We start from the raw sequence: 26,721 nt of genomic DNA on the forward strand, positions 1-26,721 counted from the left end.
CGCATCCAGGTCGATGGTCGGCCCCGCGCTGCGGAATGACAACTAGCTTACGGTGTGGTGCCGTGTAAAGTACGCGATGAACTCCTCACCCTTGACGGCGAGATCCTCAGTATCCTGCACACAACCTTCATATAGACTCGGCTTCTTAAGTTTTTCCCGCGGGCCGTCGATGCTATTAACCGCCGAGTGTCTGGTCCTGGTTTTTAAATCAAGCGAGTGCGTCCTCAAAATGGCGTGGTGCAAAGTCTGGCCAATATTCATCCCTGACATAGAAATCCGCATAAACTGATTGCACCGGGAGAAAACCGCTTAATCGCGATCCCCCTCCCCAGCGTACGATTAAATCCAGACGTGAAACTTCATCTGAACGCAGGCCACCGTTTTGAAGACCGGCCAGATCCCATTCCCAACCATAGTTGACAAGTAAATTTACCTTCATTCCGACACCTTGGCGCTGCCGATATTCTTTTAATTCCCCGGGAAATTGTGCCGAGGTCTCATCGCCGACAACAAGAAGCGCGGCTCCCCGGCGTACGATCTCTAAAGCGAATGTAACGGTGGCCTCGCTGAAGGCCGTTTTCTGAATGGAAGGCCGCTTGGTGTCGTCCTGGGTGAAGCAGAAGATTGACGTTTCCTTGATCCCGCATTCTTTACATTTCTCGTACAACAACAATCCTGGGTCGATACCATGAATATATCCCGCTTCTTTGGGCAGGTCGTGGTCCAGAGCCCAGAGCCCAGAGCCCAGAGCCCAGAGACGGTTTCCATCGGGGATGAAACCGACATGACACGGAGTATTATTTTTCGCCATTGCAAACACCCTCTCAATATCCCGCAAACTGTCAAATAGAGATTCATCTCAATAGTCGGTCGGCTATTGCAAGACCCAGCGGGGAAGGCTTAACGTGAACGTGAAGGCGCACCCGATCCAAGGCCTGTTACTGACAGTTAAGACGACATTTCTAAGGGGCGGAGCATTGCCCCACTGCTAGTGTTGGTTGTCACAGCAGGCTTTTTATCCTTCCAGCTTGCTCAACTCGCCAGGTATCAAGGATAGTTCGCTATGACCTTTTCTCCTCCTGCGCTCACACCGATCACCTTATACGGGTGGACAATCCCTGGAACCTCCATGCCAGGCGACCCCGCTGGCATTCCAGGTACCGCAATGCCTTGCAAGTCGGAGCGTTTCGACAATTCAGTAACCTGCGCAGCCGGTACATGACCTTCAATGAACTTGCCATTCAGAGTGGCTGTGTGGCACGAAGCGAGGTGGCGAGGGACACCCAGTTTGCGCTTGACCGCCATCATGTCCTGCTCGACGTGATCAATGACCTGAAAGCCTTGTTCTTCCATATAGGAGACCCAGCTTTTACAGCAACCGCAGTTGGCGTCCCGATGGACTTCTATGGCTGGTTGTGGCGCTGCTGCGTGGGCCGTTGCCGTCGCGAAGAATAACGTTGCGATCGCTAGTCGAACTTTGCTGAATTTAATGTTCATGTACGTGTTCCTTGCCGTCGGCATGGATGTGTTGAGTAGACTTAACTGGGGAAGACTGGTCGGTTTCGACCGCACCATGGTGATCGCTGGCGTGGCCAGTCTCGGCGGCGTCGCCGTTATGGTGGTCCCCACGCTGAGAGGTCTCACCCCCGCCATGCTGATGGCCGCCGCTTGATGCGACCAGCGACTGATATTGATCAGCATCAAGGGTCGGAAGCTGCTGTATGAAAGCAACCATGTCCCAGATGTACTGGTCTTGCATGCTTTTGCCCCAGGCAGGCATACCGGTAGCTTTGATTCCATGTTTGATGACCCAGAACGTTCTGCCCGGATTACCTGCGAGTCCTGCAGTGGCCAGATTCGGTGGCGCCGGATATAACCCATTACTGAGTTCGGTTGGCGCAGCTCCAGGAGACAAATGGCATGTAGCGCACATGGAATCATAGTTCCCCGCACCAGCACGAATCAGCTCCTGGCCTGCGAGATCAGGCACCTTTATAACCTGAGCACGCGCTTCGATTGAGCGGTCTCGCGCCGTAACGAGAAATGCATGAACCGGCGCTGAGTGTGGATCGTCAGCACCAACGTTAATCAACCCAAAGTACACAACGCCGGCCACACCAACCACAGCCACTGCACCCGCTACTGCCAACGCCCCTATTACTCTTTTCATTTGCTTTCCCTAGAACCACATCCGAACGCCAGCGACGAAGCGGGCCTCGTCAATATCTTCCCCTTCATCGCGAGCGAAGTCGGCGGTATTTCCATACGAACGACCCCAGCTAACCCCGATATAAGGGGCGAACTCACGCACAATCTCATAGCGCAGGCGCAACCCAAGTTCTGTATCGGCCAAGCCTGAGCCAGCGCCGCGCACTGAATCGTTTTTGCCGTAGAAGTTCATCTCAGCGGTGGGCTGGAGTATCAGGCGGTTGGTCAGCAGGATGTCATACTCCCCTTCCAGGCGGGCAGCGGTCTGCCCGCCCTCGCCAATAAAGGCAGTCGCTTCTGCTTCAAACCCGTAAAGCGCCATGCCCTGTATGCCAAATGCACCCCAGGTCTGGGGCGAGCCCGGCTTGAAATCCTGCCGTACACCGGCGACCACGTCCCACCAGGGACCAATGGAATGCCCCCAGAGCGCCTGGATCTCAGCGTCCTCAGTCACGCCGTTGGTACGCTCGCCCTCGGAGCGCAGCCACAAGCGATTAACGTCCCCGCCCCACCATCCCAACAGTTCCCAGCTGAGGGCACTGCCCTCATCGGCATGCTGGTATTCCAATTGGTCGAAAAGCAAAAAGGCGAAGGGCATTTTGTCATGCACCGTATGCCCCTGGATTGCCGGGAACGCCGCTTCGCGGTCAGCATTGGTAAGAGCAGGTAGGAGCGGCGGACCGGCTATGCCGTTGACGTTATGGACCGCCCTGTGGTCCATTTGGCCGTGATTCATCGAACCATGATCCATTGAGTCCTGGTTCGTCGGCTGCGCCTGACCGTGGTCCATGGAATCCATGCTGTCATGGTCCATCGAGCCGTGCTCCATGGATGAGTGATCCATCGTCTGAGCATTCGCCAAGCCGGCGGTCACTGTACTGAGCGAGACAGCCAAAGCCAGCAAGGCGGGACGTACAAACCTGTTGCTGTTGACCCGCATTCCCGTCGGCCTGATCAAAGCGTTCATAGCGTCTCCTTTATTCATCCACTCGTACCTCACGAAACATGCCCATTTCCATGTGAAACAGCAGGTGACAATGGTAAGCCCAGCGGCCGAGCGCATCGGCGGTGACGCGGTAACTGCGCTTCGAGCCAGGCGGCATGTCGATGGTGTGCTTACGCACCACGAAGTTACCGTGCTCATCCTCAAGATCGCTCCACATGCCGTGGAGGTGAATGGGGTGAGTCATCATGGTGTCGTTGACCAACGTGATTCGAACCCGCTCACCGTATTTGAGGCGCAGCGGTTCGGCGTCCGAAAATTCAATACCGTCGAACGACCAGGAAAATTTTTCCATGTGTCCTGTGAGGTGCAGTTCGATCGTTCTGCCGGGCTCGCGGCCGTCCGGGTCGGGGAAGGTGCTTTTCAGGTCGGCATAGGTCAGGGTTCGGCGTCCGTTGTCGCGTAGCCCAATACCCGGATCGTCCAATTTGTGCGTCGGCGTCATGGTCTGCATATCGACCAGCGGATTGTCCTTTTCAGAGACTGGGTGCGATTGCATCGCTCCCATCCCAGCCATTTCTCCGTGATCCATACCCGCCATCTGCCCATGGTCCATGCCGGCCATCTTGCTGTGATCCATTCCACCCATGTCGTCTTGCATCTGCCCATGATCCATGCCCGACATGTTGCTATGGTCCATTGTGGCCATCTCGCCCTGCATGCCGCCATGGTCCATTCCAGCCATGCCTCCCATGCTGCCGTGGTCCATACCCATATCGCTCATGCTGATCTCGGGGCGTGGATCAGTCTCGGGTACCGGGGCGCTCAGGCCATCCCGAACGGCCAAGGTACCGCGGGCAAAACCTGTACGGTCCATGGACTGGGCGAAGATGGTGTACGCCTCCTCGGCGATGGGCTCGACGATCACGTCGTAGGTCTCGGCCACCGCTATACGAAACTCATCAACACTGACCGGGTCCACGTGCAAGCCGTCCGCGGCGACTACGGTCATTTTCAACCCTGGAATACGCACGTCGAAATAGCTCATAGCCGAGCCGTTGATAAAGCGCAGCCGCAGCTTCTCGCCCGGCTTGAACAAGCCGGTCCAGTTGCCGTTGGGAGCCTGGCCATTCATGAGGTAGGTGTAGGTATAGCCGCTGATATCAGCGAGATCAGTTGGACTCATTTTCATCTGCGCCCACATCTTGCGGTCAGCAACCGTAGCGCCCCAGCCCTTCTCCTTTACATCGCTGATGAAATCGCCAACGGTTCGTTTGTTGAAGTTGTAGTAATCCGACTGTTTCTTCAGCTTGGCCATGACTTCATCTGACGTCTCATCGGTCCAGTCAGTCAGCATTACGACATAGTCGCGGTCATACTCGAATGGCTCCGGCTCCCGGGCATCAATCACCAAGGGCCCATAGACGCCTGCCTGTTCCTGAAAGCCTGAGTGGCTGTGATACCAGTAGGTACCGTTCTGATTGACCTGAAACTTGTACTCGTACATGCCGTCCGGTGCGATGCCATGAAAGCTCAAGCCGGGAACGCCGTCCATATTCGCCGGCAGGATAATGCCGTGCCAGTGAATGGAGGTGTCTTCGCTGAGCCGGTTCGCAACGCGCAACGTAACAGTGTCACCTTCACGCCAGCGCAACAGCGGGCCGGGAATAGTGCCATTGATGGTCATTGCGGTTCGAGGGGCGCCCGTAATGTTCACTGTCGTTTCGCCAATAAACAGATCGAATTCAGTGCCGGTCAGCACACTGGGTTGCCCCGGACTGGTCACCGCCCAGACCGGCGAGCGCCACAAGCCAAGGCCTCCGAACAGGCTGGTAGCGACTAACCCTTTGACGAAGGTCCGTCTTGAAGTTTTGTATGGCATGCGAATGTATCCCGTCGTCAAAAAATCGGTGCTGAAAAATCATGGTCGGTTTGCCAGGTTGTTCTCGGCACTTCGACCCTGTTGCCAATGTGCCATATCCCGATACGAGCCGTGATTACATTTATGTAAGGTGCGATGAGCCAATAAAAAAAGGCGCCCTAAGGCGCCTAAAGCATCTCTTTTGAAGGAGCGGAACGCGAAGAGATGAAGGATCAACACATAAGACGGAACAACACGCCTCACAAATAACCATACACGGGATAAGTTAACTGGAGGCTGAAGCGAACATTACAATTTTGTCAGGTTCATGATTCTAGAAAAACTTTCCCACGATATGCCCGTCGACTGAACGGAGCGTGCAACTGATAAATGCTGGTCATTTGCGCAGTCAGTTAAATGAACCAGCGCAGCAACTAGCCAATTGGCCATAAGTGCCCATTTCCGACCCGAAGGGAAACGCAGATGACCGAAAACTCCAGACCGACCCCGCGCGCGGCCATGACCCGCCGAGATTTTCTCATAAAGACGGGCTCTTTGACGCTCGCCGGTTACTTGGCTTTGGGCCGACCCGCCTGGGCTAATGGTCTCGCGCTCCCGAGCGCAGGTGAGTTCGGCGAGCTGGTCGCTACCGATACTGGCGGTATCGACCTGTATCTGGAAGAACGCGATTTGCTGGTCGGGGGCAAACCCGGTCGTGCTATCACGATCAATGGCTCCTTTCCAGGCCCCACGATCCACATGCGAGAAGGCGCCGAAGCATTGATTCGAGTCCATAACCGCTTGGCGGAATCAACATCAATTCATTGGCATGGGGTTTTGCTGCCCTTTGATATGGATGGAGTGCCCGGCATCAGCTTCGCTGGTATTCCGGCGGGCGAAACCTTCACCTACCGTTTTCCTGTCCGCCAGAATGGGACCTTCTGGTATCACAGCCACTCCGGCTTCCAGGAACAACGCGGCCACTACGGTCAGCTAATCATAGAGCCGGCCAAACCCGATCCCATTGATTACGATGTTGAGTACTCCGTTATCTTGTCGGACTGGACGTTTACAGCCCCCCACACGGTTTTTCGCAAGCTCAAGACGATTGAGGGCTACTTCAACTTCCAGCGGCCGACACTAGCGAACATTGATGACCAAATGCAGGCAACTGGCATGACGTTGGAAGAGGTAATTGCCAAGCGGCTGGCGTGGCAGCGTATGCGCATGGACCCCACCGACATCGCCGATATTACCGGTGCGACTTACCGTTTTTTGATGAACGGCAAAACAACGGAAGAGAACCCAACTTTTATTGCCAAGCCTGGTCAGCGCATTCGTCTGCGGATCGTGAACGCTTCGGCGCAAACCTATTATGACGTTCGCATTCCCGGCCTGCCAATGACGGTGGTTCAAGCCGACGGACAGAATATCAAGCCTGTCGAAACCGATGAGTTTCGCATCGCTGTCGCAGAGACCTACGATGTGATTGTAACCATGCCTGACGATCAAGCTTACACGTTATTCGCCGAAGCCATGGACCGTAGCGGCGCGACTCGAGGGACGCTGGCTCCACAGCCCGGAATGTCAGCGGCCATACCGGAGCTGCGACGCCGGCCCATGTTAACCATGGCCGATATGGGCATGATGGGAGGGGGAATGAAAGGCATGGAAGGGGAAAATCACAATGGACATGCAAGCAAGGACACGCAAACCTCACCCCGCAGCGGAAATGAGTTGCCTACCGAAAACCTGGTGGAGCGCATCAAGCACGGCCCGGACGAGCACGGCCCTGCCAGCATCACCATGGCCCAAACCGCCAACCGCCGCCTGGATTATCCGGGAGCCGGACTCGGCGATGATGGTTGGCGGGTACTTACCTATAGCCAGCTTCGAGCGCTGGAACGTCCGGTCCTTCGGCGGCCACCAACTCGGGAATTCGATCTACACCTGACCGGCAACATGAGCAAGTTTATCTGGGGTTTTGACGGCAAAAAGTGGTCAGAGTCAGACATGATCCGTTTTCAGCATGGCGAGCGGCTGCGAATCAACATGATCAATGACACCATGATGAGCCACCCGATCCATTTGCACGGCATGTGGATGGACCTGTACGCCGGTGGTGACCTCGATACCAATCCCCGCAAGCACACAGTCAACGTACAGCCAGCTGAGTTACTGACTGTAGACATTACCGCCGACGCGCCGGGACAGTGGGCCTTTCATTGCCATCTTCTTTATCATATGGAGGCAGGAATGTTCCGCACGGTTGCTGTCGTCCGTTCGCTGGATGGAGGGTCTATCGATGCTGACGCCTAATCTCCGCCTCTTTGCGATGATCGCCACGACCGTTCTGTTGATACCCAGCGCGGCTCATGCCCAGAACAAGCATGACATGCCGACCACAGCAAACCGTCCTGATCACCAGCAATCCGCCCAGCAGCACGAAGAGACACCTCCCCCTGACCTCGAAGTTCCGCCACTGCCTGGAGGCATGACGCTGGAGGAGGTATTCGACTATAGCAACAGCGAACCACCCTCCGATTTTCCCGATCCAGTGCCCGACGACCAGCTTTTTGCTTTCGCTCTGTTCGACCAGCTTGAATACCGCGTGCCGGATGATAACGCGCGGGACCGCCTGGGTTGGGACGCCCAAGGCTGGATCGGAGGCGACATCAACAAGTTCTGGTGGAAAAGCGAAGGTGAGGCGATTTTCGAAGGAACGGACGAAGGCGAAAGCGAAAATGACTTTCTTTATTCTCGGTTGATCACGCCATTTTGGAATGTGCAAACCGGCGTTCAATATGCCAATGAGTGGGTCACCGATGATGAATATAATGACCGCTGGTCTTACGTGCTGGGTTTGCAGGGCATGGCGCCCTATCAGTTCGAATTGGATAATTCGTTATATGTCTCGGAAGACGGCGATGTGACATTTGAGACTGAGGGCGAGTATGACGTTCGAATCACCCAACGGCTGGTCCTACAGCCCCGCGTCGGGTTGACCTTTTCTGCACAAACCATTTCTGAACGCAATCTCGGGTCCGGACTGACCGAGGCCGACGTCGATCTGCGTTTGCGTTACGAGATCAAGCGAGAGCTTGCGCCCTATATCGGCCTCCGTTATCACTCCCTCGTCGGCGAAACCGAAAACATCGCCGAAGCCGCCGGAGAGAGAACTGAGCAATGGTTATTCCTCGCGGGCTTGCGCTTGGCGTTTTAGTTGAACGGCTTCGCTGGAGCTAGCGTGAGATATGTCATGACAGTCCTGAGAGTAACGGTGAGACACGCAGGCCACGCAACCTCTGCTTCTGGGCTGTGCCGGCAGTGCTGCCGCGCTGACCGGCTTACTCATTCTTTCCGGTTGAGACCGCCGCGAGCGTTTAGAGGACGAGTATGAGTCCTTAATTAAAATCGCCCTTTAGTGCGCAGACATTCTAGCCGCCTTGGAACAACACTCACTGCAGGAGACGAGATATATGGAGCATCAAGGGGAATATCTACGCCAGGGCGGTATGTCTTCCGATATGGATATGGATACGCACATGCAAATGATGGAGCGGCGGCATGTCGCGACACTATGGTGCCACTTCGTCAATGTATTGCTCGGCCTGTGGGTGCTTAGCGCGCCCTTCATCTTTGGCTACATGAACATTGCACCCAGTGATCTTGACCTGCCGCGCCTGGCAGCCGAGCGTGATTTGCCCGCAGTCGCCACTCGCGCGTTGCTGATGACCTGGAACGACGTGATTAGCGGCGGGCTGATCGTGTTGTTCGCGGTCCTGTCGCTCAAGCGGATCAGCTGGGCGCAATGGGCCAACACGGTCGTGGGGCTGTGGCTGATGTTTGCGCCGTTGCTGTTTTGGACGCCATCCCCGGCGAGTTACGGCAATGCCTTGCTGGTCGGTGGTCTGGTGATCGCCTTCTCTACTTTGGTTCCGATGATGCCGGGCATGAGCATGCAGGGCATGATGCAGAAGGCTGCGGTGCCGCCGGGATGGGATTACAATCCTTCGACCTGGCTACAACGCCTGCCTATCGCCATATTCGCCGTCATTGGCATTCTTCTCGCGCGCTATCTTACCGCATACCAGCTTGGCCATACCTCGAATGCCTGGGACCCCTTTTTCGGTTCTGAACCTAACGGCACAGAGACAATCATTACATCGGACATGTCGCGTGCCTGGCCTGTGTCCGATGCAGGAATCGGTGTGATGGCCTATATGATCGAACTGCTCATGGCGGTGATGGGCGATGCCCGGCGATGGCGCACCATGCCATGGATGGTCGCGGCGTTCGGCGTGGTAGTAGTGCCTCTTGGCGTGATAAGCATTTTCTTCATCATTGCCCAGCCGATTTTCATCGGGACCTGGTGCACTCTGTGCCTGGCTCAGGCGTTAGCCATGTTGGTGATGATGCCTTACGCACTGGATGAGCTGGTCGCCATGGGCCAGTTCCTCAAGGATGCGCGGCGCCGCGGCAAGCCTTTCTGGAAGACCTTCTTCAAGGGCGATGCGATGGATGGCGCGCGTGAGGACAACACGCCGGAGTTCGAGGGCAGTCTTTCCTCAATGACTCTCAAGGGTCTGCGCGGAGTTAACCTGCCCTGGGGGCTCACGCTGCTGTGCATTCTAGGCGTTTGGTTGATGTTCACCCGGTTGATTTTCGGCACAGAGGGGCCCATGGCCAACAGCGACCATCTGATGGGCTCCCTGCTGATCACCGTCTCAGTGCTGGCCTTGGCAGAAATAGCTCGGCCGCTGCGGTTTCTTAACCTGCCGATCGGCCTTTGGCTGTTGGCCTCGCCCTGGTTCCTTGCAGGCGCGGAGCTGGCCGCTACGATTGGCAGTTTGGTCGCGGGCCTGTTGGTAATAGTGCTTAGCCTTCCCAGAGGACCGATTCATCACCGCTACGCTGGCTGGAACGCGCTGTTGCGCTAAGCCTGTGCGACTGCCTTTATGGTTAAGGAATAAAACATGACCGACCGCGCAAAAACCGCCGTGATTTGTGGCGGAACCGCAGGTGTAGGACGAGCGACTGCTCTTGCGCTTGCGCAAGCCGGCTTTCGCGTCGCAGTGATCGCTCGCGGCGAAGAAGGACTGGCCGACACCCGGGCCGAACTGGACGCAGCAGGCGCCGTGGTACTGGCGATATCCGCAGATGTTGCCGACGCCGAAGCGGTCGATAAGGCCGCCGATCGGATCGAGGCGGAGCTGGGTCCGATCGAGATATGGGTCAATGCTGCCATGGCTACGGTGTTCGGCCCGGTCAACAAAATCAGCGCGGCAGAATACAAGCGGGTTACCGAGGTGACGTATCTCGGTTTCGTTCATGGCACCCTGGCCGCGTTGCGCTTTATGGAAAAACGCAACCGAGGCACCATCATTCAGGTGGGCTCGGCCCTCTCCTATCGAGCGATACCCTTGCAGTCGGCCTACTGCGCAGCCAAGTTCGCGATCCGCGGTTTCACCGATTCGTTGCGCTGCGAACTCATTCATACCAATAGCCAGGTGCGGCTGACCATGGTGCAGCTGCCCGCCCACAACACACCGCAATTCGACTGGTCGCGTAATAAGATGCCAAAGCGTCCCCAGCCCGTCCCGCCCATCCATACGCCGGAAGTCGCTGCACGTGCCATCGTTCGTGCAGCGACCGACGCCCCGCGCGAGATTTGGCTGGGACGCGCCTCGCTCCAGGCAATCATCGGCAACATGTTTATGCCAGGTTTGCTAGACCGGATGATGGCCAAACAAGCTTGGAGCGGGCAGTTGACCGGCGAGGCGGCCGATCCCGATCAGCCGGACAACCTGTTCCAGCCGGTAGCGGGACTGCACCGTCTCGAGGGACGCTTTGCCAACCAGGCGAAAGACAAGGCGCTGGGCCTCAGCTCCGCTACGGTAGGCAGGCTGGCCGTGGGCAGTTTGGCGTTAATGACAGCGCTTAGCGTCGCAGTGGTTTTCGCCATCGCCCGTTGAGCCAGTCGGCTTAGCTCCGCTGGCTGAACGGACGCGAGGCAGGTAGCAGGACACCAGTCCTTTAACCAACAGAACCAAGGCTCAGTGCTGCATTAATCAGGCCCACATGTGAAAAGGCCTGTGGCACATTTCCCAGATGCCCGCCACTGCGCGTATCGAATTCCTCGGCGAACAGGCCATGTTCGCCCTTGTGCTCCAATAGCTGTGCATAGAGATCCGCTGCTTCTCGAGGCCGACCGGTTTGCACCAACGCCTCGACCAGCCAAAAGCTGCAAATGAAGAACGCTCCTTCTCGGCCTTCCAGCCCATCCGAGATTTCAGCGGGATAGCGCCGTATTGCGCCCCCTCCTTCGCTAAGCTGTTCCCGAATCATGTCCACGGTATTAACGAAACGAGCATCGCGGCCATCGACGAAGCCAACGCGTGCCAACAGCAGGAGACTGGCGTCCAGTCTCTCGTCATCGAAGGCGCGGATGAAGTGGCTCCCATCGGTACTAAGACCGCGCTGCAAGATCAACTGACGTAGAGCTTCAGCTTGACTGACCCAATTATCCTCATCTCCGCCCAGACCATGGCGGCGCATCAGCCAAAGCGCACGCTGTAGGCCGGCCCAGGCCATGACCTTAGAGTGGACGTAGTGCCGCGGCGCGCTGCGCATTTCCCAGATGCTTTGATCAGGCTCGTGCCAGTGCGCTGCGATGAAGTCCGCAGCGGCGCGCATGTGAGACCAATGTGAGCGCATCGCATCGTCGGCCATGCTATCGCAGATACTAACGCACTCCAGCAACTCGCCATAAATATCCAGCTGAAACTGGCCATCAGCTGCGTTACCCACACGCACCGGCGGCGAACCACGATAGCCGTGGACTCCCTTGATAATCCGTTCCGGTGGCGGGGCATTTCCCTGCACATCGTATAAGACGGCCAGTGGCGTACCATGTCGCTCAATGGTTTGTTGCATCCACTGTGCCCAGCGGTGCGCCTCGTCCCGGCAGCCGAGACCAAACAGCGCGCCGAGTGTCAATCCTGCATCACGAAACCAGGTAAAGCGGTAGTCCCAATTCCGTTCTCCTCCTAGATGTTCGGGCAAGGAAGTCGTCCCTGCCGCCACAACCGCTCCAGTGGGTGCGTAGATCAACAGCTTGAGGCAGATAGCGCTGCGTACGATAGCGGTACGATGCGTAGCGGGGACATCCAACGTTGCGCACCACTTACGCCATGCATCAACGGTTGCAGCAACCTGTACAGGTATGGCATCAAGTGGCAAAGGACGGGCTGGCATATCGTCTTCCAAGGAAACGCTCAGGCAAGCCCCCGCCTGCTCACCTGCCGACACTGACAATGTTCCAGTCCAGCCCTCCCCGTCAGGGCAGAGAAAGCAATCAGCTTGCAGCAGCACCTGCTGCCGTGCGTACACATAGGTCAAACCGTCTGTTGACAGGCTTGCTTCGCCGTCTGCGCTTCCGAAGTCCGGGCGGGGCTCGAACAGCAGGGTAAATTCACAACGACCATCGAGTCCGTCTATCTGCCAAATCAAGCGTTGTTGGTCAGTCGACCCAAGCCACTCCATACACAGTCTAACGCGAGCGTGGCCGGACACGCTTTGCACCTCGAATTCCAGTACTGCAGTCTCGTCCAGGTAACGCATCCGGACATCAGCACCTGGTGAGGACAGCTGAAGTCGACCGCCACGTTGACGATCGAGCAATGGCCAGCTTAGCGGTGCGGCGTCAAAACGCTGGGGACAAAACCATTCAACGTTGCCATCGGGGCCCACTAGTGCCATGGAACGACCATCACCGATTGCCGCCAGCGAAGCAATGTTCGGATAGTCAGACATTTCAGGTTTCGGCATCTGTTTAATCCTCATGTTAGCTCTCATGGTTTTGAAGTGCCGGCCGTCTTTCCCACAATTCTATAGTTACTCTACACTGCCCTGCACAAAGAACGGCGCGTTTGCATTGGGCGCGACTAGAACGCCGAGATTTGAAGAAAGCGCGCCGCGGAGCGCGATAATTTGGCACGGTCAGATAGGCGATACATCCAACCGACACGAACGACTATCGCCCCAATAGCAGTCCTGCAAGCAAGGTATTGGATGAGCGTGTTATTCGCCGAATATTACAATTCTGTCAGACAGATGATTTGATAAAACTTCTCCACTCCCCTTCGGTCGACAAACCTGTGCCCGCCTGGTTTGTCAGGCGGCACACACCTACCTTCACAGTGGAGAAATAAATGATGAATGCCAAGTTTGAATCATGCATCCAAGCCTGTAGCAACTGTGCGATCGCGTGCCAGACGTGTGCCTCTGCGTGCCTTGCCGAAGATGACGTAAAAATGATGGCTCAGTGCATCAAGCTCGACCTGGACTGTGCGGATATCTGCCAACTGGCCGCTAACTTCATGGCCCGAGACAGCGAGTATGCCAAGGAAGTCTGCCGACTCTGTGCTCAGATCTGCCGCGCCTGTGGCGAAGAGTGCAAAAAGCATGAAGCTGATCATTGCCAGCGTTGTGCAGAGGCTTGCCTGGCCTGTGCGGAAGAATGTGAGCGGATGGCTAGTTAATCGCGTGGCGCGTTCGGGTCAATCCCCGACGCGCCAACCCCGTCGAAGCGCTAACATCAACAGTGCTTTAGACACAGCCGATTACATTTCTGAAAGGGAATAGCATCTCCGTGCTGAGATCTGCACAATGAACTATCGCTTAGGGAACGTCTGAAGAACTGACCCCGCTGGCGGCGATTCTGACCTCAACGCGCAAAAAATCATTTCGGGAACGATTTCATCGAGCCTGGTCACGCTTTGGGGGTGTTTAAGCCCGCTTTCGGCCTGTCAGGCCGCCATACCCGAAACTCCGGGCGGATTTATCCCGCGCTCAACAACTGCTTTCGGGCCATCCACAGGTTCGCCAAGGCAAACAGGGTATGCAGCTGGGCGGTATTCTTGGCCAAACCTTTGTAACGCACCTTGGTAAAGCCAAACTGGCATTTGATCACCCGGAACGGGTGCTCGACCTTGGCCCGGGTGCTGGCTTTGGCGCGTTCGATTCGGCGTAACCCTTTCTCAATCAGCTTGGTTTTGCTCAACGTCTTGAGCTTGCCAGGACGCACGGCAATCGACCAGACCACGGACTTGCGTTCCTTATGCTCGTCCCGTTTCTGGACGCCGGTGTAACCAGCATCACCGCACACATGAGTTTCGTCGCCGTGCAGCAACTTGTCTACCTGAGTGACATCAGCAGCGTTGGCAGGTGTGCCTACGAGGCTGTGAACCAGACCTGTGTCAGCATCCACACCGATGTGCGCCTTCATGCCGAAATAGTACTGATTGCCTTTCTTTGTCTGGTGCATCTCGGGATCACGCTTTCCGTCTGCATTCTTGGTCGAACTGGGTGCATGAATGATGGTTGCATCGACTATGGTCCCTTGGCGGAGCATTAGCCCATGTTCACCCAGGTAACGGTTCACCACCTCGAACAACGCGGTGGACATGCCGTGGCGTTCCAGCAAGCGACGGAAGTTGAGGATGGTGGTTTCGTCGGGGATGCGATCTAGCTGCAAGCCCGCAAAATGCCGCAAGATGGTCGTTTCATACAGGGCCTCTTCCATCGCCGGATCGCTGTAGCCAAACCAGTTCTGCATCAGATGAACCCGCAGCATGGCTTCCAGCGGATAGGCAGGGCGCCCACCTTCACCCTTGGGATAATGGGGCTCGATCAATGCCAGCAATGGCTTCCAGGGGACAACCTGATCCATTTCGATCAGGAAGCGCTCACGGCGGGTCTGCTTACGTTTTCCGGCGTATTCGGCGTCAGCGAAGCTCATCTGTTTCATGCGGTGATCTCGAAAATGGGCTGCGCCATTTTACCGTTTTAGAAAGTCTTTTTCAGACGTTCCTTAGGAGCTTGATTGTGAAAATCTTAGTCGCAGAAGATGAGCCGAAGACTGGCGTTTACCTGAAACAGGGTTTGACTGAAGCCGGGTTCGTGGTTGACCTGGTCACGAACGGCATCGATGCGGTCCAACAGACCCTTGATGAAGAATATGATTTGCTGGTTCTGGATGTGATGATGCCGGGACTGGATGGCTGGCAGGTGCTTGAGCGGGTGCGTGCAGCTGGTAGTGAAACGCCTGCGCTGTTTCTGACTGCTCGAGATCGGGTGGAAGATAGAGTCAAAGGCCTGGAGCTCGGGGCGGATGATTATCTGATCAAACCCTTTGCGTTCTTCGAGTTGCTGGCTCGGGTGAGATCGCTTCTGCGCCGGGGAAACGGTGCCACCGTCCAAACCACCTTGACCCTCGAAGATCTTCAGGTGGATCTACTCAAGCGAAGAGTAGAGCGCGGTGGAAAGCGCATCGACCTGACTGCCAAGGAATTCATGTTGCTGGAACTCCTACTTCGCCGTCGTGGTGAAGTGTTATCCAAATCGATTATCGCATCGAAGGTATGGGATATTAATTTCGACAGCGACACCAATGTCATTGAGGTCGCTATCCGACGGCTGCGCGCGAAAATCGATGATGACTTTCCGGTCAAATTGATCCACACCGTGCGGGGCATGGGCTACTTTATCGACGGTGCGGAACCTGGCTAGGCTCAATATGTCACTGGAAATGGTAAGCTTGCGGCCGATATCGACCTTTGCGTCTGCCTCGTGCTGCTTCATGGAGCCAATGATCTGCTTGTCTTCGGTGTATCGCGTTTTCTTCATATTGCGATCTCCGTGGTGCTAGGTTAGCTGGAAATCTCATCAAGTTCATGGTGAAAAATTTGGGAGAAAAGTCAGCCCAGGAAAGGCCATCTCAATACGCAATGAGCAGTTTGCGGCTTTATTACGATAATGTAATTTTGACTTCACTTTTATGACAGGTTCCTGGGCTTATATTGTCATCATTACCTTAAGGAGTGATGAGATATGAATAGCATGAGAACTATTGCCGCACTTTCCGTTATGGCCGTTTCTTCTTTTTCCATGGCAGATGGTACTACTGACCGCGTTTATGGCCGCATGATTCAAGCCAACGAAAAGGCCATGCAAGAGTATGCAATTGCTAATGGAAAGAACCCACCAGAGGTCGTACATTACCGTTATGGCATGAAGCTTGATATTGAAAAAGTTGTACACAGGACCTCTACTGATGGCAGCTGCGATGTGATGCCCGCCCAAATGACATACGAAGATTCCAACGGTAATTTGACTATTCTTGAGTACCTGGCAGCCGGGACAAGTTGTCCAAGTCAGAACTAACAGGTTACATCGCGTTGACTGAAATGTAATTTTCAAGCTACTTGAATGTTTTGGCAGGTGGAATTATGGCGCAAGCGCGCACGGTTAAGGCCAGCGCGCTTCGCATAGGCGCCGGACAATGACAAGCTGCCAATAACATGGGGACCACGCCGTCCAGGGTGCCCGCCAGTTGTTCCAGCTTTTGGCATTGCCGCCTGGATCTGCTCCAACTCCTCCTTGGCGTGTTTGTGGATTTTCGAAATCCGCCGGATGAACCTCTCGGCGAAGTGATCCCGAGTTCGCGCCGCATCCAATAGATTAAGACCAGCGTGCAGCGTGCGAATTTTTCAGCTCGGCGACGTCCCGACGCAGATGCTTGGGCAGAGAAGCGGCGGATCTTGGCTGGTTGTGCCAGTCGACACTCAGGGTAACGGTATTGCTTCCGTAGGACCGTCATCGACAATCGCGATGCATCTGGTCGTAGATTGCCTCTCTCGTTAATCATTCTCGAACTGTCGGTAACTTTACCGTAAAAGTAGTAACGCTTTCTGCCGAGTGACAACCGATCGACCCCTTGTGCGCCTCCACGATCGAGCGAGTGATCGCCATCCCTAAGCCCGCATTCAAGGTGCTGCCCTCTCGTCTGGCTGTATCGATGCGGTAGAAGCGATCGAACAGCTTGTCGATATGTTCGTGCGGGATCGTTGGGCCTTGATTGCTCACGCTCAGTTCCACCCATGGGCCAGCTTGCGAGACAGTGAGATCAATTGCTGTGTCTGTCTTTCCATAGCGAACCGCGTTCGACATCACGTTTGAGATCGCCCGGCGTAGCATAAGGTTGTCTCCGCTCACCGGCGTTGGGCCGTTGCTATGAACGACGAGTTTGATCCCTTTTTCGTCGGCGGCATACTCGTAATATTCCAGCACGCTCGAAGCAACCGCAGTCAGGTCGTGATCCTCGAAATCAGGAGTAATCATGCCATTATCCGCTTTGGCGAGAAAAAGCATGTCATCAACCATGCGCGCCATTCGACGCAGCTCTTCAAGGGTCGAGAAAAGAGTGTCCTTGTAGTCGGCATTGTCGCGATCCTTCATCAGCGCTACTTCAGTTTGCGTCAGCATGCTATTGAGCGGGGTCCGCAGTTCATGCGCTATGTCAGCGGAAAAGCCTGATAGACGCACGAAGGACTGGTCCAGTCGCTCAAGCATTGCGTTGAAGTTATCGACGAGTTCGTGCAGTTCAGTGGGTACTGACTCAGTTGAGATTCGGGTATCCAGACAATTAGCAGTGATGATGGAAGACGTTCTGGATAGCTTGGATATTGGCTTCAGCCCCCTGCGAATGAAGGCGAAGCCAAGCGCACCACTTAAAATCGCACTGACCACGAGCGTGTAAATGAACCACTGCCGGATCATTTCATAAAAATGCGTGCGATGCGTAACATCGAGTGCCAAGTGGATTGTCTCTGCGTCCCCGTCGGCCCAGCCTGCGATCCTTTTTGTAATTCCGCTGTAGCGGTTGGGTCCAACATCAATCAGCCACCGGTCGTCCTGGCTGGGGCTTATCAATGACACCATCTTTTCGGACAGGTTGTGATGGGAATAGATCACTTGGTCTCCGGCCAGGATCGCGGCAGCGAAGCCAAAAGAGGTGTCGATCAGTCGATCAATGTCCGAAACCATCGAAGGGTCCAACCCGCTCCCGCGCGTCAGGATGGCTTCCAGCGCGGAAACCTTGCGGTCAAGAAGCTGCGCATCTTGTCTGTCGAAATGAAGACGACAAAAATAGTCGAAGCTGACGGCGGCGAGACTCAGCACTGCTGTCACCACGATTACAAAAAGAAGCGCCATCCTGCCGCGTAATGACAACCTGCTCATTGCTGCCTCTCGTTAAGTATTGAGCCAAAAGTGAAGATACATCTTATCCTAAACCCTGCGCTGGGGTTCAGCTTGTATACGAGTAGTCTTGAGGGCCCGTGGTATCAAAGTTATTTTGGTATTTCTAATGAGTCGCCCTTGCCTGAACGATTTTCGCTATTTGGCGGCCTAAATTGCCGGAACGTCATTCATGACTTGCGCAAAGTGATGCAAACTGCTAACGCAATATATATACAGAAAGAAACCAACGGAAGGCGCTTGTCATGTCCTGTAAAGCAGGCCAGTTGGGAGGCTTATGCAATAAATTTATATTATTCTTTATTTTGATGAGTTCGTCAGTAGTTCGTGGCATTAATCCAATGTAATGTCTGTGTCACCTTGGTGACAGGTATAATGTGACACCATCTGCTCTGGATATTTTTTATAGGCAGACACGCATGGGCATTCGATCAAAAATTGCTGCATTTTCAATCAGTTTTGTTTCTCCGTTCGTAATGGCAGACGGCAGCAGTGATCCCGTTTATGGCTCTATGATTAAAGAGAACGAAAATAGATGGAAGGAGCATGCATTATCAACTGACCAAGCCCCCCCGGAGATTGTTCATTACCGCTATGGAATGAACCTGGATATTGAGCGTGTCATACATATCACATCGACACGTATTGGCTGCGGTGTAATGCCTGCCCAGATGACGTACAAAGATTCCAACGGGGATCTGAAAATACTTGAGTATCGTGCCTCTGGCACGAAGTGCCGAGGAAACGAAGGATGATTCAATTGGCTTTCTTCTTTAACGGGGCGGGCGCAAAAACCGAGTGCAACACCTGACCTTTCCGGTACGGTGCTGCCGCTATCTTATTCCGAACTCAGCGTTGAAGAACGCGCCAACATACAAATCGGTCATGCCCCAGGCTTGAGCCTGGGTAAGATCACCCGATCCCCTTCGACCATCAGCCGGGAGCTGCGCCGCAATCGAGATACCAGTGGTGGCTACTCGGCCCGCGTGGTCCAGCAACAGATGCAGGCCGTCGCCAGGCTTGTCGACCGACACGAAAGCTGTTTCCCGGTAGCAAGCGCTTCGAGTTGGTGGTCTATATGACTGTGTTGCCCTCAGCTTCTGCAACCGCCTTTTCGATGCCCTAACGATATGTTGCGTGGACCAAACTCAGCAAGTTTTACCAACGCTGCACCAGGGTCTATTGTCGCGAGCCGCGTTGTTGCTCAAATAACGGCAGCCAATGAGCGTTCGGGCGGATGTTGTGTCGCTAGGTTCAGTGCTCAGCTTTCAACTGCTTCTTGGGCTAATTGCTGATTTTGCTGCGGCGACTCCTGCAGCATTTTTGGCGCCTGAGCACGGGGGACGCTAGTCAGCGCATAATCACTGCCATCTTCCGCCATCGCTACTGAAGACGCGAACGCCAGAACTAGCGGGATAATTACTTTAGTTAGTTTGTTCATTTGTCACCTCATTGTTGGGAATGGCTATAGATTACCCGGCTAAGGCTGACGACAAGCTGTTGGGATCCTTACAGTTGCGTAACGTTCAGCTAGCCGGGCTACCGCACCAGCTGGCGGTAGCCATCGGCATGGTTACAATTGCTTAAGCGAAGTGATGGATGAACTCATGCCTTTCGAGGTGAATTCGAACTCAATCTCGTCACCTTCATTGAGCTGCTCAAGCTGTTCGGCCGTAGCCTTGAAGCCCATCGTCATGGGTGGCCAGTCAAGCGCCGGCACGGCCCCGTGTGCGATGGTCACGGTTCCTTTTTCGTGATTGATCTTGCGAACAGTTCCAGTTGCCTTGGCTGTCTTCGTTGTCGTATCGTTTTGCTCCATTTTCATTTCGCCCATGGGCATGCTCTGTTTCATTTCCATACCCTTCATTTCATCGGCGAAGGCTGCCGGAGTCAGTGCCAGGCTAAGAATGAGTGCCAGTTTCGTTTTCATTGTGAATCTCCAACTTGTGGTTTGGCTTGCTCAATGGATCGGCGCCTCATCAAGAGATAAGCAGCCGGGAGTACAAACAGGGACAGAAGAGGCGCGGTGATCATGCCGCCAACCATTGGCGCGGCTATACGGCTCATGATTTCACTACCGGTGCCACTGCCAAGCAGGATTGGCAGCAGACCAGCGATGATGACCGCCACGGTCATCGCCTTGGGTCGAACTCGCTGCACGGCGCCCTCACGGATCGCTTCCAGTAGAGCTTGTTTATCCGTACGTCCCGCACCCTGACGCTCGGTCCAGGCATTGGTCAGGTACAGCAGCATGATGACGCCGAACTCGGCCGACACCCCTGCCAGCGCAATGAAGCCGACACCGGTAGCTATCGAAAGGTTGTAATCAAGCAGGTACAGGAACCAGACACCGCCGGTCAGGGCGAACGGGAGTGTTGCCATGATCAACAAGGCTTCGCTGAACCTGTTGAAAATCAGATAAAGCAGCACAAAAATGATCAACAGGGTGGCCGGTACGACCAGTTTCAGTTTGGCGTTGGCGCGCTCCATGAACTCGAACTGCCCCGAGTAGCTGATGCTCATGCCCGATTCAAGCGTCACCTCCTCGTCAATCCTTGTACGCAGATCATCCACCACCGCCGCCATATCCCGGTCGCGCACGTCAACGTATACCCAGCCGGTGAGTCGGGCATTTTCGCTTTTGAGCATCGGCGGGCCATCCGTCACCTTGACTTGCGCCACGGTGCCCAGGGTGATCTGACTTCCCTGCGGGGTGTAGATCGGCAGATTACGTAAATCGCTCAGCGAATCACGCCATTCGCGCGGATAACGCAGGCTGATTGGATAACGGGCCAGCCCCTCGACGGTTTCGCCGATATTGGCACCGCCGACCGCACCAGCCACGATGGACTGCACATCAGCTATGTTCAGCCCATACCGCGCAGCTGCGGCTCGATCAATGTCGACATCAATATAGCGTCCGCCGGTGATGCGGTCGGCGACAGCTGAGCTCACGCCCGGGACCGTCTTGGCGACGCGCTCAACGGATTGGGTCGCCTTGTCAATCTGGGCCAGGTCCGCGCCGTATACCTTGACCCCGATCGGGCTTTTGATCCCGGTGGCCAGCATATCCATGCGGTTCCGAATGGGTGGGATCCAGAGATTGGCCAGTCCTGGAACTTGCACCGCCTGGTCCAGCTCTTTTACCAATTTTTCCGGCGTCATGCCTGGTCGCCATTGGTCTTTCGGCTTGAACTGGATGGTTGTCTCGAACATGGTTAAGGGTGCGGGATCGGTTGCGGTATCGGCACGACCTGCCTTACCAAAGACTCGCTTCACTTCGGGAACGGTTTTGATCATGCGATCAGTTTGTTGCAGAAGCTCTGACGCTTTCTGAACCGACAGACCCGGTAGCGCAGTCGGCATATAGAGCAGGTCGCCTTCATCCATTGACGGCAAAAACTCTCCACCCAGGCGAGAGATCGGCCAGAGAGCTGTAAGGAAAACGACTATAGCGACTGCTATGGTGACCTTCGGCCAACGGAGCACTGCTTCAAGGGCTGGCTGGTACGCCCGGATAAGTCCACGGTTGATGGGATTACGATGTTCATCAGGGATTTTCCCACGGATCCAGTACCCCATCAGCACCGGGACCAGGGTGACCGAGAGCCCTGCGGCTGCAGCCATGGCATAGGTTTTAGTGAATGCCAGCGGGCCAAACAATCGCCCTTCCTGAGCTTCCAGCGTGAACACCGGAATGAATGACAACGTAATGATAAGCAGGCTGAAGAACAGAGCCGGACCAACTTCGATCGCGGCATCGGTTATTACTTTCCAGTGCTCGGCGCCCTCAAGCTTCTTGTTGAGATTGTTCTTATGCCACGCTTCGATGTGTTTATGCGCGTTTTCAATCATTACGATAGCGGCATCAACCATGGCGCCGATTGCGATCGCAATGCCACCCAAGGACATGATGTTAGCGTTGACGCCTTGTCGTTGCATGATGATAAAAGCGATCAAGATACCGACCGGCAACGACACGATCGCTACCAACGATGAACGTAAATGCCAGAGGAACAAGGCACACACCAACCCCACGACGATGAACTCTTCCAGCAGCTTATAACTGAGGTTCTTTACGGCGCTATCAATCAGCTCGCTGCGATCATAAGTGGTGACCACCTCGACCCCATCGGGCAAACTTTTCTTGAGATCTTCCAGTTTGGCCTGCACGGCGGTAATGGTTTCACGGGCATTTTTTCCGCTGCGCAGAATCACTACACCGCCCACCACTTCGCCTTCGCCGTCCAGTTCGGCAATCCCACGGCGCATTTCCGGGCCAAGCTGAATATGCGCGACGTCACCGAGTGTTACCGGCACACCATTCGTATCCAAGCGCAGTGGAATAGCGCGAAAGTCCTTTAACGAAGCGAGATAACCCGAAGCGCGGACCATAAACTCGCTTTCTCCGAGCTCTAGTACGCTCCCGCCTGTTTCTTGGTTGGCCCCGTCGATCGCCTGTATGATTTGCTGCTGCGTTATCTGGCGGTTAGCCATGCGCACTGGGTCGAGCATCACCTGGTACTGCTTGACCATCCCCCCGATCGCCGCTACCTCGGCCACGTTTGGGAGAGTCTTGAGCTCATAGCGCAGGAACCAGTCTTGCAACGAGCGCAGCTGGGCTAGATCGTGCTGGCCGGTACGATCAACCAAGGCATACTGATAAACCCAGCCTGCTCCGGTGGCATCCGGGCCAAGTGCTGGAGCGGCTCCGTCGGGCAAGCGACTTTGAACCTGGCTGAGGTACTCAAGGACCCGAGAGCGCGCCCAGTAAAGGTCAGTCCCGTCCTCGAAGAGCACATAAACGTAGCTGTCGCCAAAGAATGAATAGCCCCGTACGGTCTTCGCCCCAGGTACCGATAGCATGGTTGTCGCCAGCGGGTAGGTGACCTGATTTTCAACGATCTGTGGGGCTTGACCGGCATAGGGCGTGCGGATGATGACCTGAACGTCGGACAGATCAGGCAAAGCATCAACGGCTGTGTTTTGTATTGACCATATGCCCCAGGCAACTGAAAACAGCGTGCCAAGCAATACCAGAAATCGGTTGGTTACCGACCATCGAATGATGTTAGTGATCATGGCCGCCCCCGAGTTGTTCGATCTGCTCAATAAGAAGGCCTTCGTCGCTTTCGCTAACGCCCACACGGACGCGATCCCCTTCGGTAAGTCCTTCCAGCAGGGATTTGTCTGCGGCAGGGAACGCCATGGTCATGCCGGGCATGTTCAATGTCTTGAACGGACCGTGGGCCAAGCCGACCATGCCGTCTTCCAGGCTCATGATGGTGCCCTCGGCCTCGTGTAAGGCTTGTCCTGTGGTTTGCGTTGATTGTTTCAGCTGAGCAGTCAATCCACGCAGGCTGGCTTCGGAGTCAAGCAAGAATTGCCCTGACGCCACCACTTGCTGGCCTTCCTCCAAACCGGCCAACACCTCTGTCTTGTCTTCGGTCTCACGGCCGGCTTGAACTTCTACCGGGCGGAACTTGCCCTCGCCTTCGGCGAGCATGACGAGCGTACGTCGACCGGTTCGAATCAGTGCCTCGGTGGGCACAACCAGCGCAACGTCTTTATCGCGACTGAGAGTGACGTCTGCAGTCATTCCAGGGCGCAGGCGTAGGTCAGGATTGGGTAGTTCGATCCGAACCCGTACCGTTCGGCTATCCAGGTTGGCCTGCGGTAATACTGCCTCGATAGAACCCTCCAGGCTGTCGCCCGGGTAGGCGGGTAGCCTGGCTTCGACGGTTTGACCAACGTTTAGGTTGGCCACCTGTGCTTCAGGTACGGCAACTTCCAGCCAGACGTTTTCCAGTCCGTTGATGCGGGCAAGGGACGCGCCGGCAGGCAGTGTCATCCCTTCGCGGACGTCAAGGGAACGGAGTACGCCACTGATGGGACTCGTTATAGTCCAGGTTGACCTGGCTTTGCCGCTGCGCTCGAGTTGCGCAATAACGTCAGACGGAACACCAGCGAGGCGAAGACGGTGGCGAGCGGCAGCGACCAGCTGCGGTTCGTTTATGCTGCGCAAAGCAAGATATTCTTCCTGCGCAGCTGCCCACTCCGGTACGAAGAGATCGGCCAATGGCGCATTTTTCGCTATCACGTCTTCCGGCGCTCGATCGTAGACCTTCTCGACGAAGCCACCGCTGCGAGCCTGCACAATGGCGACGTCACGTTCATCGAAAGCCAGAGTACCAACCGCCTCGACGGTCTGACTGATAGGTTCGCGTGTGACTGAGGTGATCCGCATTCCCAGGTTCTGCATTACACCGGGGTCGATGGTCATCGATGCGCCATCGCCCCCTTCGTCGGCATAACGCGGCAGAAGCTCCATATCCATGAAAGGAGAGGGGCCAGGTGCGTCAAAGCGCTGTTGCGGATACATCGGATCGTACCAATAAAGAACTTCTCGCTCGTTCTGCTCGGCAGACTGAGCCCCGGCGTTGCTTGCCATTAGAGCTAGCCCGGCTAGTCCTGTATTCAGCAGCATGGGTAGGCTAATCAGCAGAGCCAGTCGCTTGATTCGAAATGTCATGGCTGGATGTCTCCAAAGGCGAAATGTAGGCGGGCGTTGGTCAGAGAGCGGTCACGGGCGAGATCCACACGGCGCAAGCGCATTTCGACAAGCTCCTGCCGTGCATCAATAACGGAGATGAGCTCACCATTTCCGGACCGGTAATCCGCCATGGCCAGACGCACCTTTTCTTCAGCGAGCGGAAGCAGTGTTTCATCGAATCGAGAAAGCGCTCGATTGAGCCGTTGCAGCTCTGCGGCATCGGCTGCAAGCTCTTGGTTATACAGGCGCAGCCTTGCTTGCCGCTCGGCCTCCAGCTCCGCCAGACGGGCGCGCTCAGCGGCGATTTTCGGTTCTTGTCTGGAACCTGCGAACACCGGCAGATCGAAGCTGACACTGAGACTGACCATGTCGCCGAACCCGCCCCCCCTATGTTGATAATCCACGCCCCACCCCCAGTCGGGCCTTTTATCCGAAATGGCTTCGGCAATCTTCGCCTCAGCGCGGTCACTCAAAGGATCGAAGGCCAACAGCTCGGGGTGGCGGTCAAGATTGTGCCGGTATTGATCGAGATCACCCCGCCACACTGGCCAGCTTCCCTCCAGCGGCACGCTAGCAGCCTCGCCAATCCAGCGCTGCAGCTCCGCACGGGCAACAGCTTCGTTGCGCACCAGCACATCTTTTTGTTCGGCCAAAAGAGCCGCTTCCTGCTTTGGTAGAACGCTATCGCTCGCCATTCCGCGAGCACCAGCGATTCTTGCTTTAACGGCCTGAGATAAGAGACGATTTTCTGCATAGAGCTGGTCAAAAATGCTCAGCTTTTGCTCCGCTGCCAACGTGGCAATCCAAGCCTCAGCTGTCAGCTGACGAACCTTAAGGCGCTCGATTTTTTGCTGGGCATGCGCCAGTGCCACAGTTGCTTCAGCGGTTTCTACGCGTGCCCGTCGCTTGGCCCGGTTAGGAACCTCTTGCATAACGCCGATCATTTGCATAGTCATGGGCTCAGCGCCCAATCGCAGGCTGGATTCACCTTCGACAGGGAGGCTCTGGAGACCAAGCTTCAACTTTGGGTCCGGTAGCTCACCCGCCGGGGCCACCGAACTTTGAGCGGCTTGAAGGTTTGCATTGCGCGCAGCCAATGAAGGGGCTTCCCGCTCAGCCAGACTGATGGCTTCTTCAAGAGTGAGTGCTGCCGACGTACTGGGCACAGCCAGTAGGCCAAACAACAAAGCCGCTGCGTAGGAACGCACCCCGAGGATTCGGTAATTCATGTCTTCGATTCCGTTGATGTTCTAGCGCACGCCATCGGCATGCCTTAACCGCCCACCCCAAGGGGTCAGGCGAAACTAGGGAACACGAGCGAAATCAGCTACGGGGAGGATGCCAGACAATGTCAGGTGCGCGAGTCGGGACCTGACCAGGAAGGGAGACAGAGGGGCGTGGGCTGAGCGCCGGCACAGTGACCTTGCCGAACGCGAGCTGAAACAGACTAATGGTTTTGCATTCCTGACCGTTTTCGCAGACTGAGGCGGCGGGGTCTTGTGCACAACAGTCATGTGCAGAGGTGGCCATTTCGGACGCGACTGTGCTGGAAGCAAGGCTCGACTGGTTCATGGCATGATGCGTGTCGGGCGTCATGGTTTGCGCCGTCCCGGTGAAGGGAAGCGCAAGCAGCATGAGAAAAACAAGAAGCAAGTTCCGACACGTGATCATAGATTTATGGCTAGTAGCATGCGAAGAGGACGTAACAGATCCCTTTCTACATATTCTCCGGTCAGTTGATACAGCTTAGATTATCAAACCTTGCTGACAGAAAAGTGAGCCTAAAATTACTTTTATGTCAGTTTCAAAAGCTGGACGCGTGCGCAGGGCACGCTAGCGCAAGCGGAATGAGCGAGATCACCTTTTCATCCAGACAAGATCGCATCCGCTGGCGAAGTGCGTAGCGACTGATCATCAGCTTTTGTCTGCTCAAACATGAATCAACATCGGCCACTCCGCGCATCCATAACCATTACAGTCAGGTTAAAAAGACCTACCGCGCCTGGTCGTATTACAGAATTGTAATGCTGCTGCAATCTACCCGCAATTCTGAGA

Annotated in this window: 21 protein-coding genes and 2 pseudogenes; 9 read left to right on the forward strand and 14 right to left on the reverse strand. The window is 55.5% G+C overall.

The window, feature by feature from the left end:
* Positions 1-208 precede the first annotated feature (208 nt).
* The 5 genes from G3M63_RS02545 to G3M63_RS02565 form a co-directional block, all read right to left on the reverse strand.
* Positions 209-811, reverse strand: coding sequence for an undecaprenyl diphosphate synthase family protein (locus tag G3M63_RS02545; protein ID WP_163981806.1), 603 nt, complete (start codon positions 809-811; stop codon positions 209-211).
* Positions 812-1,047: 236 nt separating this feature from the next.
* Positions 1,048-1,497, reverse strand: coding sequence for a DUF411 domain-containing protein (locus G3M63_RS02550; RefSeq protein ID WP_150302164.1), 450 nt, complete (start codon positions 1,495-1,497; stop codon positions 1,048-1,050).
* Complete coding sequence (locus G3M63_RS02555; RefSeq protein WP_150302165.1) at positions 1,487-2,170, reverse strand: cytochrome c; 684 nt, start codon at positions 2,168-2,170, stop codon at positions 1,487-1,489. The genes G3M63_RS02550 and G3M63_RS02555 overlap by 11 nt, the downstream gene beginning before the upstream one ends.
* Positions 2,171-2,179: 9 nt before the next feature.
* Positions 2,180-3,175, reverse strand: coding sequence for a copper resistance protein B (locus G3M63_RS02560; protein WP_223825120.1), 996 nt, complete (start codon positions 3,173-3,175; stop codon positions 2,180-2,182).
* 10 nt (positions 3,176-3,185) lie between these two features.
* Positions 3,186-5,033, reverse strand: coding sequence for a copper resistance system multicopper oxidase (locus tag G3M63_RS02565; protein ID WP_150302166.1), 1,848 nt, complete (start codon positions 5,031-5,033; stop codon positions 3,186-3,188).
* A gap of 462 nt (positions 5,034-5,495) precedes the next feature.
* On the opposite strand from G3M63_RS02565, the gene G3M63_RS02570 reads away from it, so the two are divergent.
* From G3M63_RS02570 to G3M63_RS02585, 4 genes are all read left to right on the forward strand, one after another.
* Positions 5,496-7,331, forward strand: coding sequence for a copper resistance system multicopper oxidase (locus tag G3M63_RS02570; protein ID WP_150302167.1), 1,836 nt, complete (start codon positions 5,496-5,498; stop codon positions 7,329-7,331).
* Positions 7,318-8,235, forward strand: a complete 918-nt coding sequence (locus G3M63_RS02575; RefSeq protein ID WP_163981807.1) for a copper resistance protein B — start codon at positions 7,318-7,320, stop codon at positions 8,233-8,235. The genes G3M63_RS02570 and G3M63_RS02575 overlap by 14 nt, the downstream gene beginning before the upstream one ends.
* Positions 8,236-8,491: 256 nt before the next feature.
* The gene (locus tag G3M63_RS02580; RefSeq protein WP_223825121.1) at positions 8,492-9,952 is read left to right on the forward strand and encodes a vitamin K epoxide reductase family protein; all 1,461 of its coding nucleotides are present in this window, start codon (positions 8,492-8,494) and stop codon (positions 9,950-9,952) included.
* Positions 9,953-9,988: 36 nt separating this feature from the next.
* Positions 9,989-10,987 carry an SDR family oxidoreductase gene (locus G3M63_RS02585; RefSeq protein WP_163981808.1) on the forward strand — a complete coding sequence of 333 codons (999 nt, stop codon included), beginning with the start codon at positions 9,989-9,991 and terminating at the stop codon, positions 10,985-10,987.
* Positions 10,988-11,048: 61 nt separating this feature from the next.
* On the opposite strand, the gene G3M63_RS02590 is transcribed toward G3M63_RS02585, so the two are convergent.
* Positions 11,049-12,842 carry a glycoside hydrolase family 15 protein gene (locus tag G3M63_RS02590; RefSeq protein WP_163981809.1) on the reverse strand — a complete coding sequence of 598 codons (1,794 nt, stop codon included), beginning with the start codon at positions 12,840-12,842 and terminating at the stop codon, positions 11,049-11,051.
* 383 nt (positions 12,843-13,225) lie between these two features.
* On the opposite strand from G3M63_RS02590, the gene G3M63_RS02595 reads away from it, so the two are divergent.
* On the forward strand, positions 13,226-13,555 hold the full coding sequence (locus G3M63_RS02595) for a four-helix bundle copper-binding protein (RefSeq protein ID WP_150302171.1): 330 nt from the start codon (positions 13,226-13,228) through the stop codon (positions 13,553-13,555).
* A 299-nt stretch (positions 13,556-13,854) separates the two neighbouring features.
* Here the strand turns inward: G3M63_RS02595 and G3M63_RS02600 are convergent, their stop codons facing one another.
* A complete protein-coding gene (locus G3M63_RS02600; RefSeq protein WP_150302151.1) occupies positions 13,855-14,823 on the reverse strand; it encodes an IS5 family transposase in 969 nt (322 codons plus the stop codon).
* Between the two features lie 77 nt (positions 14,824-14,900).
* On the opposite strand from G3M63_RS02600, the gene G3M63_RS02605 reads away from it, so the two are divergent.
* Both G3M63_RS02605 and G3M63_RS02610 read left to right on the forward strand, forming a co-directional pair.
* Positions 14,901-15,584 (forward strand): heavy metal response regulator transcription factor, encoded by a 684-nt coding sequence (locus tag G3M63_RS02605; RefSeq protein ID WP_163981810.1) that lies wholly within the window; start codon positions 14,901-14,903, stop codon positions 15,582-15,584.
* A 321-nt stretch (positions 15,585-15,905) separates the two neighbouring features.
* Positions 15,906-16,238, forward strand: coding sequence for a DUF2790 domain-containing protein (locus tag G3M63_RS02610; RefSeq protein ID WP_150302173.1), 333 nt, complete (start codon positions 15,906-15,908; stop codon positions 16,236-16,238).
* 130 nt (positions 16,239-16,368) lie between these two features.
* On the opposite strand, the pseudogene G3M63_RS19670 reads toward G3M63_RS02610, so the two are convergent.
* Together G3M63_RS19670 and G3M63_RS02615 are read right to left on the reverse strand one after the other, a co-directional pair.
* A pseudogene (locus G3M63_RS19670) lies at positions 16,369-16,617 on the reverse strand (hypothetical protein); the annotation flags it as partial.
* A 101-nt stretch (positions 16,618-16,718) separates the two neighbouring features.
* Positions 16,719-18,095, reverse strand: coding sequence for a heavy metal sensor histidine kinase (locus G3M63_RS02615; RefSeq protein WP_150302174.1), 1,377 nt, complete (start codon positions 18,093-18,095; stop codon positions 16,719-16,721).
* A gap of 437 nt (positions 18,096-18,532) precedes the next feature.
* On the opposite strand from G3M63_RS02615, the gene G3M63_RS02620 reads away from it, so the two are divergent.
* Positions 18,533-18,868: a DUF2790 domain-containing protein gene (locus G3M63_RS02620; RefSeq protein WP_150302195.1), complete on the forward strand. Its 336-nt coding sequence runs from the start codon at positions 18,533-18,535 to the stop codon at positions 18,866-18,868.
* A 72-nt stretch (positions 18,869-18,940) separates the two neighbouring features.
* A pseudogene (locus G3M63_RS02625) lies at positions 18,941-19,194 on the forward strand (helix-turn-helix domain-containing protein); the annotation flags it as partial.
* A gap of 180 nt (positions 19,195-19,374) precedes the next feature.
* Here the strand turns inward: G3M63_RS02625 and G3M63_RS02630 are convergent.
* The 5 genes from G3M63_RS02630 to G3M63_RS02650 all read right to left on the reverse strand — a co-directional run bounded on the left by G3M63_RS02630 (position 19,375) and on the right by G3M63_RS02650 (position 25,895).
* On the reverse strand, positions 19,375-19,554 hold the full coding sequence (locus G3M63_RS02630) for a hypothetical protein (protein WP_150302175.1): 180 nt from the start codon (positions 19,552-19,554) through the stop codon (positions 19,375-19,377).
* Between the two features lie 132 nt (positions 19,555-19,686).
* A complete protein-coding gene (locus G3M63_RS02635; protein WP_150302176.1) occupies positions 19,687-20,043 on the reverse strand; it encodes a copper-binding protein in 357 nt (118 codons plus the stop codon).
* The gene (locus G3M63_RS02640; RefSeq protein ID WP_150302177.1) at positions 20,040-23,195 is read right to left on the reverse strand and encodes an efflux RND transporter permease subunit; all 3,156 of its coding nucleotides are present in this window, start codon (positions 23,193-23,195) and stop codon (positions 20,040-20,042) included. The genes G3M63_RS02635 and G3M63_RS02640 overlap by 4 nt, the downstream gene beginning before the upstream one ends.
* Complete coding sequence (locus G3M63_RS02645; protein ID WP_150302178.1) at positions 23,185-24,645, reverse strand: efflux RND transporter periplasmic adaptor subunit; 1,461 nt, start codon at positions 24,643-24,645, stop codon at positions 23,185-23,187. Before G3M63_RS02645 ends, G3M63_RS02640 begins: the two co-directional genes overlap by 11 nt.
* Entirely contained in the window at positions 24,642-25,895 is a 1,254-nt protein-coding gene (locus tag G3M63_RS02650; protein ID WP_150302179.1) for a TolC family protein, read from the reverse strand. The genes G3M63_RS02645 and G3M63_RS02650 overlap by 4 nt, the downstream gene beginning before the upstream one ends.
* Between the last annotated feature and the right edge of the window lie 826 nt (positions 25,896-26,721).

Origin of the sequence: Pseudomonas sp. OIL-1, assembly GCF_010669185.1 — a bacterium.
GTDB classification, from domain to species: Bacteria; Pseudomonadota; Gammaproteobacteria; order Pseudomonadales; family Pseudomonadaceae; genus Halopseudomonas; species Halopseudomonas profundi.

Bases quoted from the DNA above. Each gene is read 5' to 3' on its own strand.
- G3M63_RS02565 (WP_150302166.1), bottom strand. From the start codon at position 5,033: ATGCCATACAAAACTTCAAGACGGACCTTCGTCAAAGGGTTAGTCGCT.
- G3M63_RS02590 (WP_163981809.1), bottom strand. From the start codon at position 12,842: ATGCCGAAACCTGAAATGTCTGACTATCCGAACATTGCTTCGCTGGCG.
- G3M63_RS02640 (WP_150302177.1), bottom strand. From the start codon at position 23,195: ATGATCACTAACATCATTCGATGGTCGGTAACCAACCGATTTCTGGTA.
- G3M63_RS02610 (WP_150302173.1), top strand. From the start codon at position 15,906: ATGAATAGCATGAGAACTATTGCCGCACTTTCCGTTATGGCCGTTTCT.
- G3M63_RS02645 (WP_150302178.1), bottom strand. From the start codon at position 24,645: ATGACATTTCGAATCAAGCGACTGGCTCTGCTGATTAGCCTACCCATG.
- G3M63_RS02630 (WP_150302175.1), bottom strand. From the start codon at position 19,554: ATGAACAAACTAACTAAAGTAATTATCCCGCTAGTTCTGGCGTTCGCG.
- G3M63_RS02570 (WP_150302167.1), top strand. From the start codon at position 5,496: ATGACCGAAAACTCCAGACCGACCCCGCGCGCGGCCATGACCCGCCGA.
- G3M63_RS02580 (WP_223825121.1), top strand. From the start codon at position 8,492: ATGGAGCATCAAGGGGAATATCTACGCCAGGGCGGTATGTCTTCCGAT.
- G3M63_RS02545 (WP_163981806.1), bottom strand. From the start codon at position 811: ATGGCGAAAAATAATACTCCGTGTCATGTCGGTTTCATCCCCGATGGA.
- G3M63_RS02585 (WP_163981808.1), top strand. From the start codon at position 9,989: ATGACCGACCGCGCAAAAACCGCCGTGATTTGTGGCGGAACCGCAGGT.
- G3M63_RS02575 (WP_163981807.1), top strand. From the start codon at position 7,318: ATGCTGACGCCTAATCTCCGCCTCTTTGCGATGATCGCCACGACCGTT.
- G3M63_RS02555 (WP_150302165.1), bottom strand. From the start codon at position 2,170: ATGAAAAGAGTAATAGGGGCGTTGGCAGTAGCGGGTGCAGTGGCTGTG.
- G3M63_RS02620 (WP_150302195.1), top strand. From the start codon at position 18,533: ATGGGCATTCGATCAAAAATTGCTGCATTTTCAATCAGTTTTGTTTCT.
- G3M63_RS02560 (WP_223825120.1), bottom strand. From the start codon at position 3,175: ATGAACGCTTTGATCAGGCCGACGGGAATGCGGGTCAACAGCAACAGG.
- G3M63_RS02550 (WP_150302164.1), bottom strand. From the start codon at position 1,497: ATGAACATTAAATTCAGCAAAGTTCGACTAGCGATCGCAACGTTATTC.
- G3M63_RS02600 (WP_150302151.1), bottom strand. From the start codon at position 14,823: ATGAAACAGATGAGCTTCGCTGACGCCGAATACGCCGGAAAACGTAAG.
- G3M63_RS02650 (WP_150302179.1), bottom strand. From the start codon at position 25,895: ATGAATTACCGAATCCTCGGGGTGCGTTCCTACGCAGCGGCTTTGTTG.
- G3M63_RS02635 (WP_150302176.1), bottom strand. From the start codon at position 20,043: ATGAAAACGAAACTGGCACTCATTCTTAGCCTGGCACTGACTCCGGCA.
- G3M63_RS02615 (WP_150302174.1), bottom strand. From the start codon at position 18,095: ATGAGCAGGTTGTCATTACGCGGCAGGATGGCGCTTCTTTTTGTAATC.
- G3M63_RS02595 (WP_150302171.1), top strand. From the start codon at position 13,226: ATGATGAATGCCAAGTTTGAATCATGCATCCAAGCCTGTAGCAACTGT.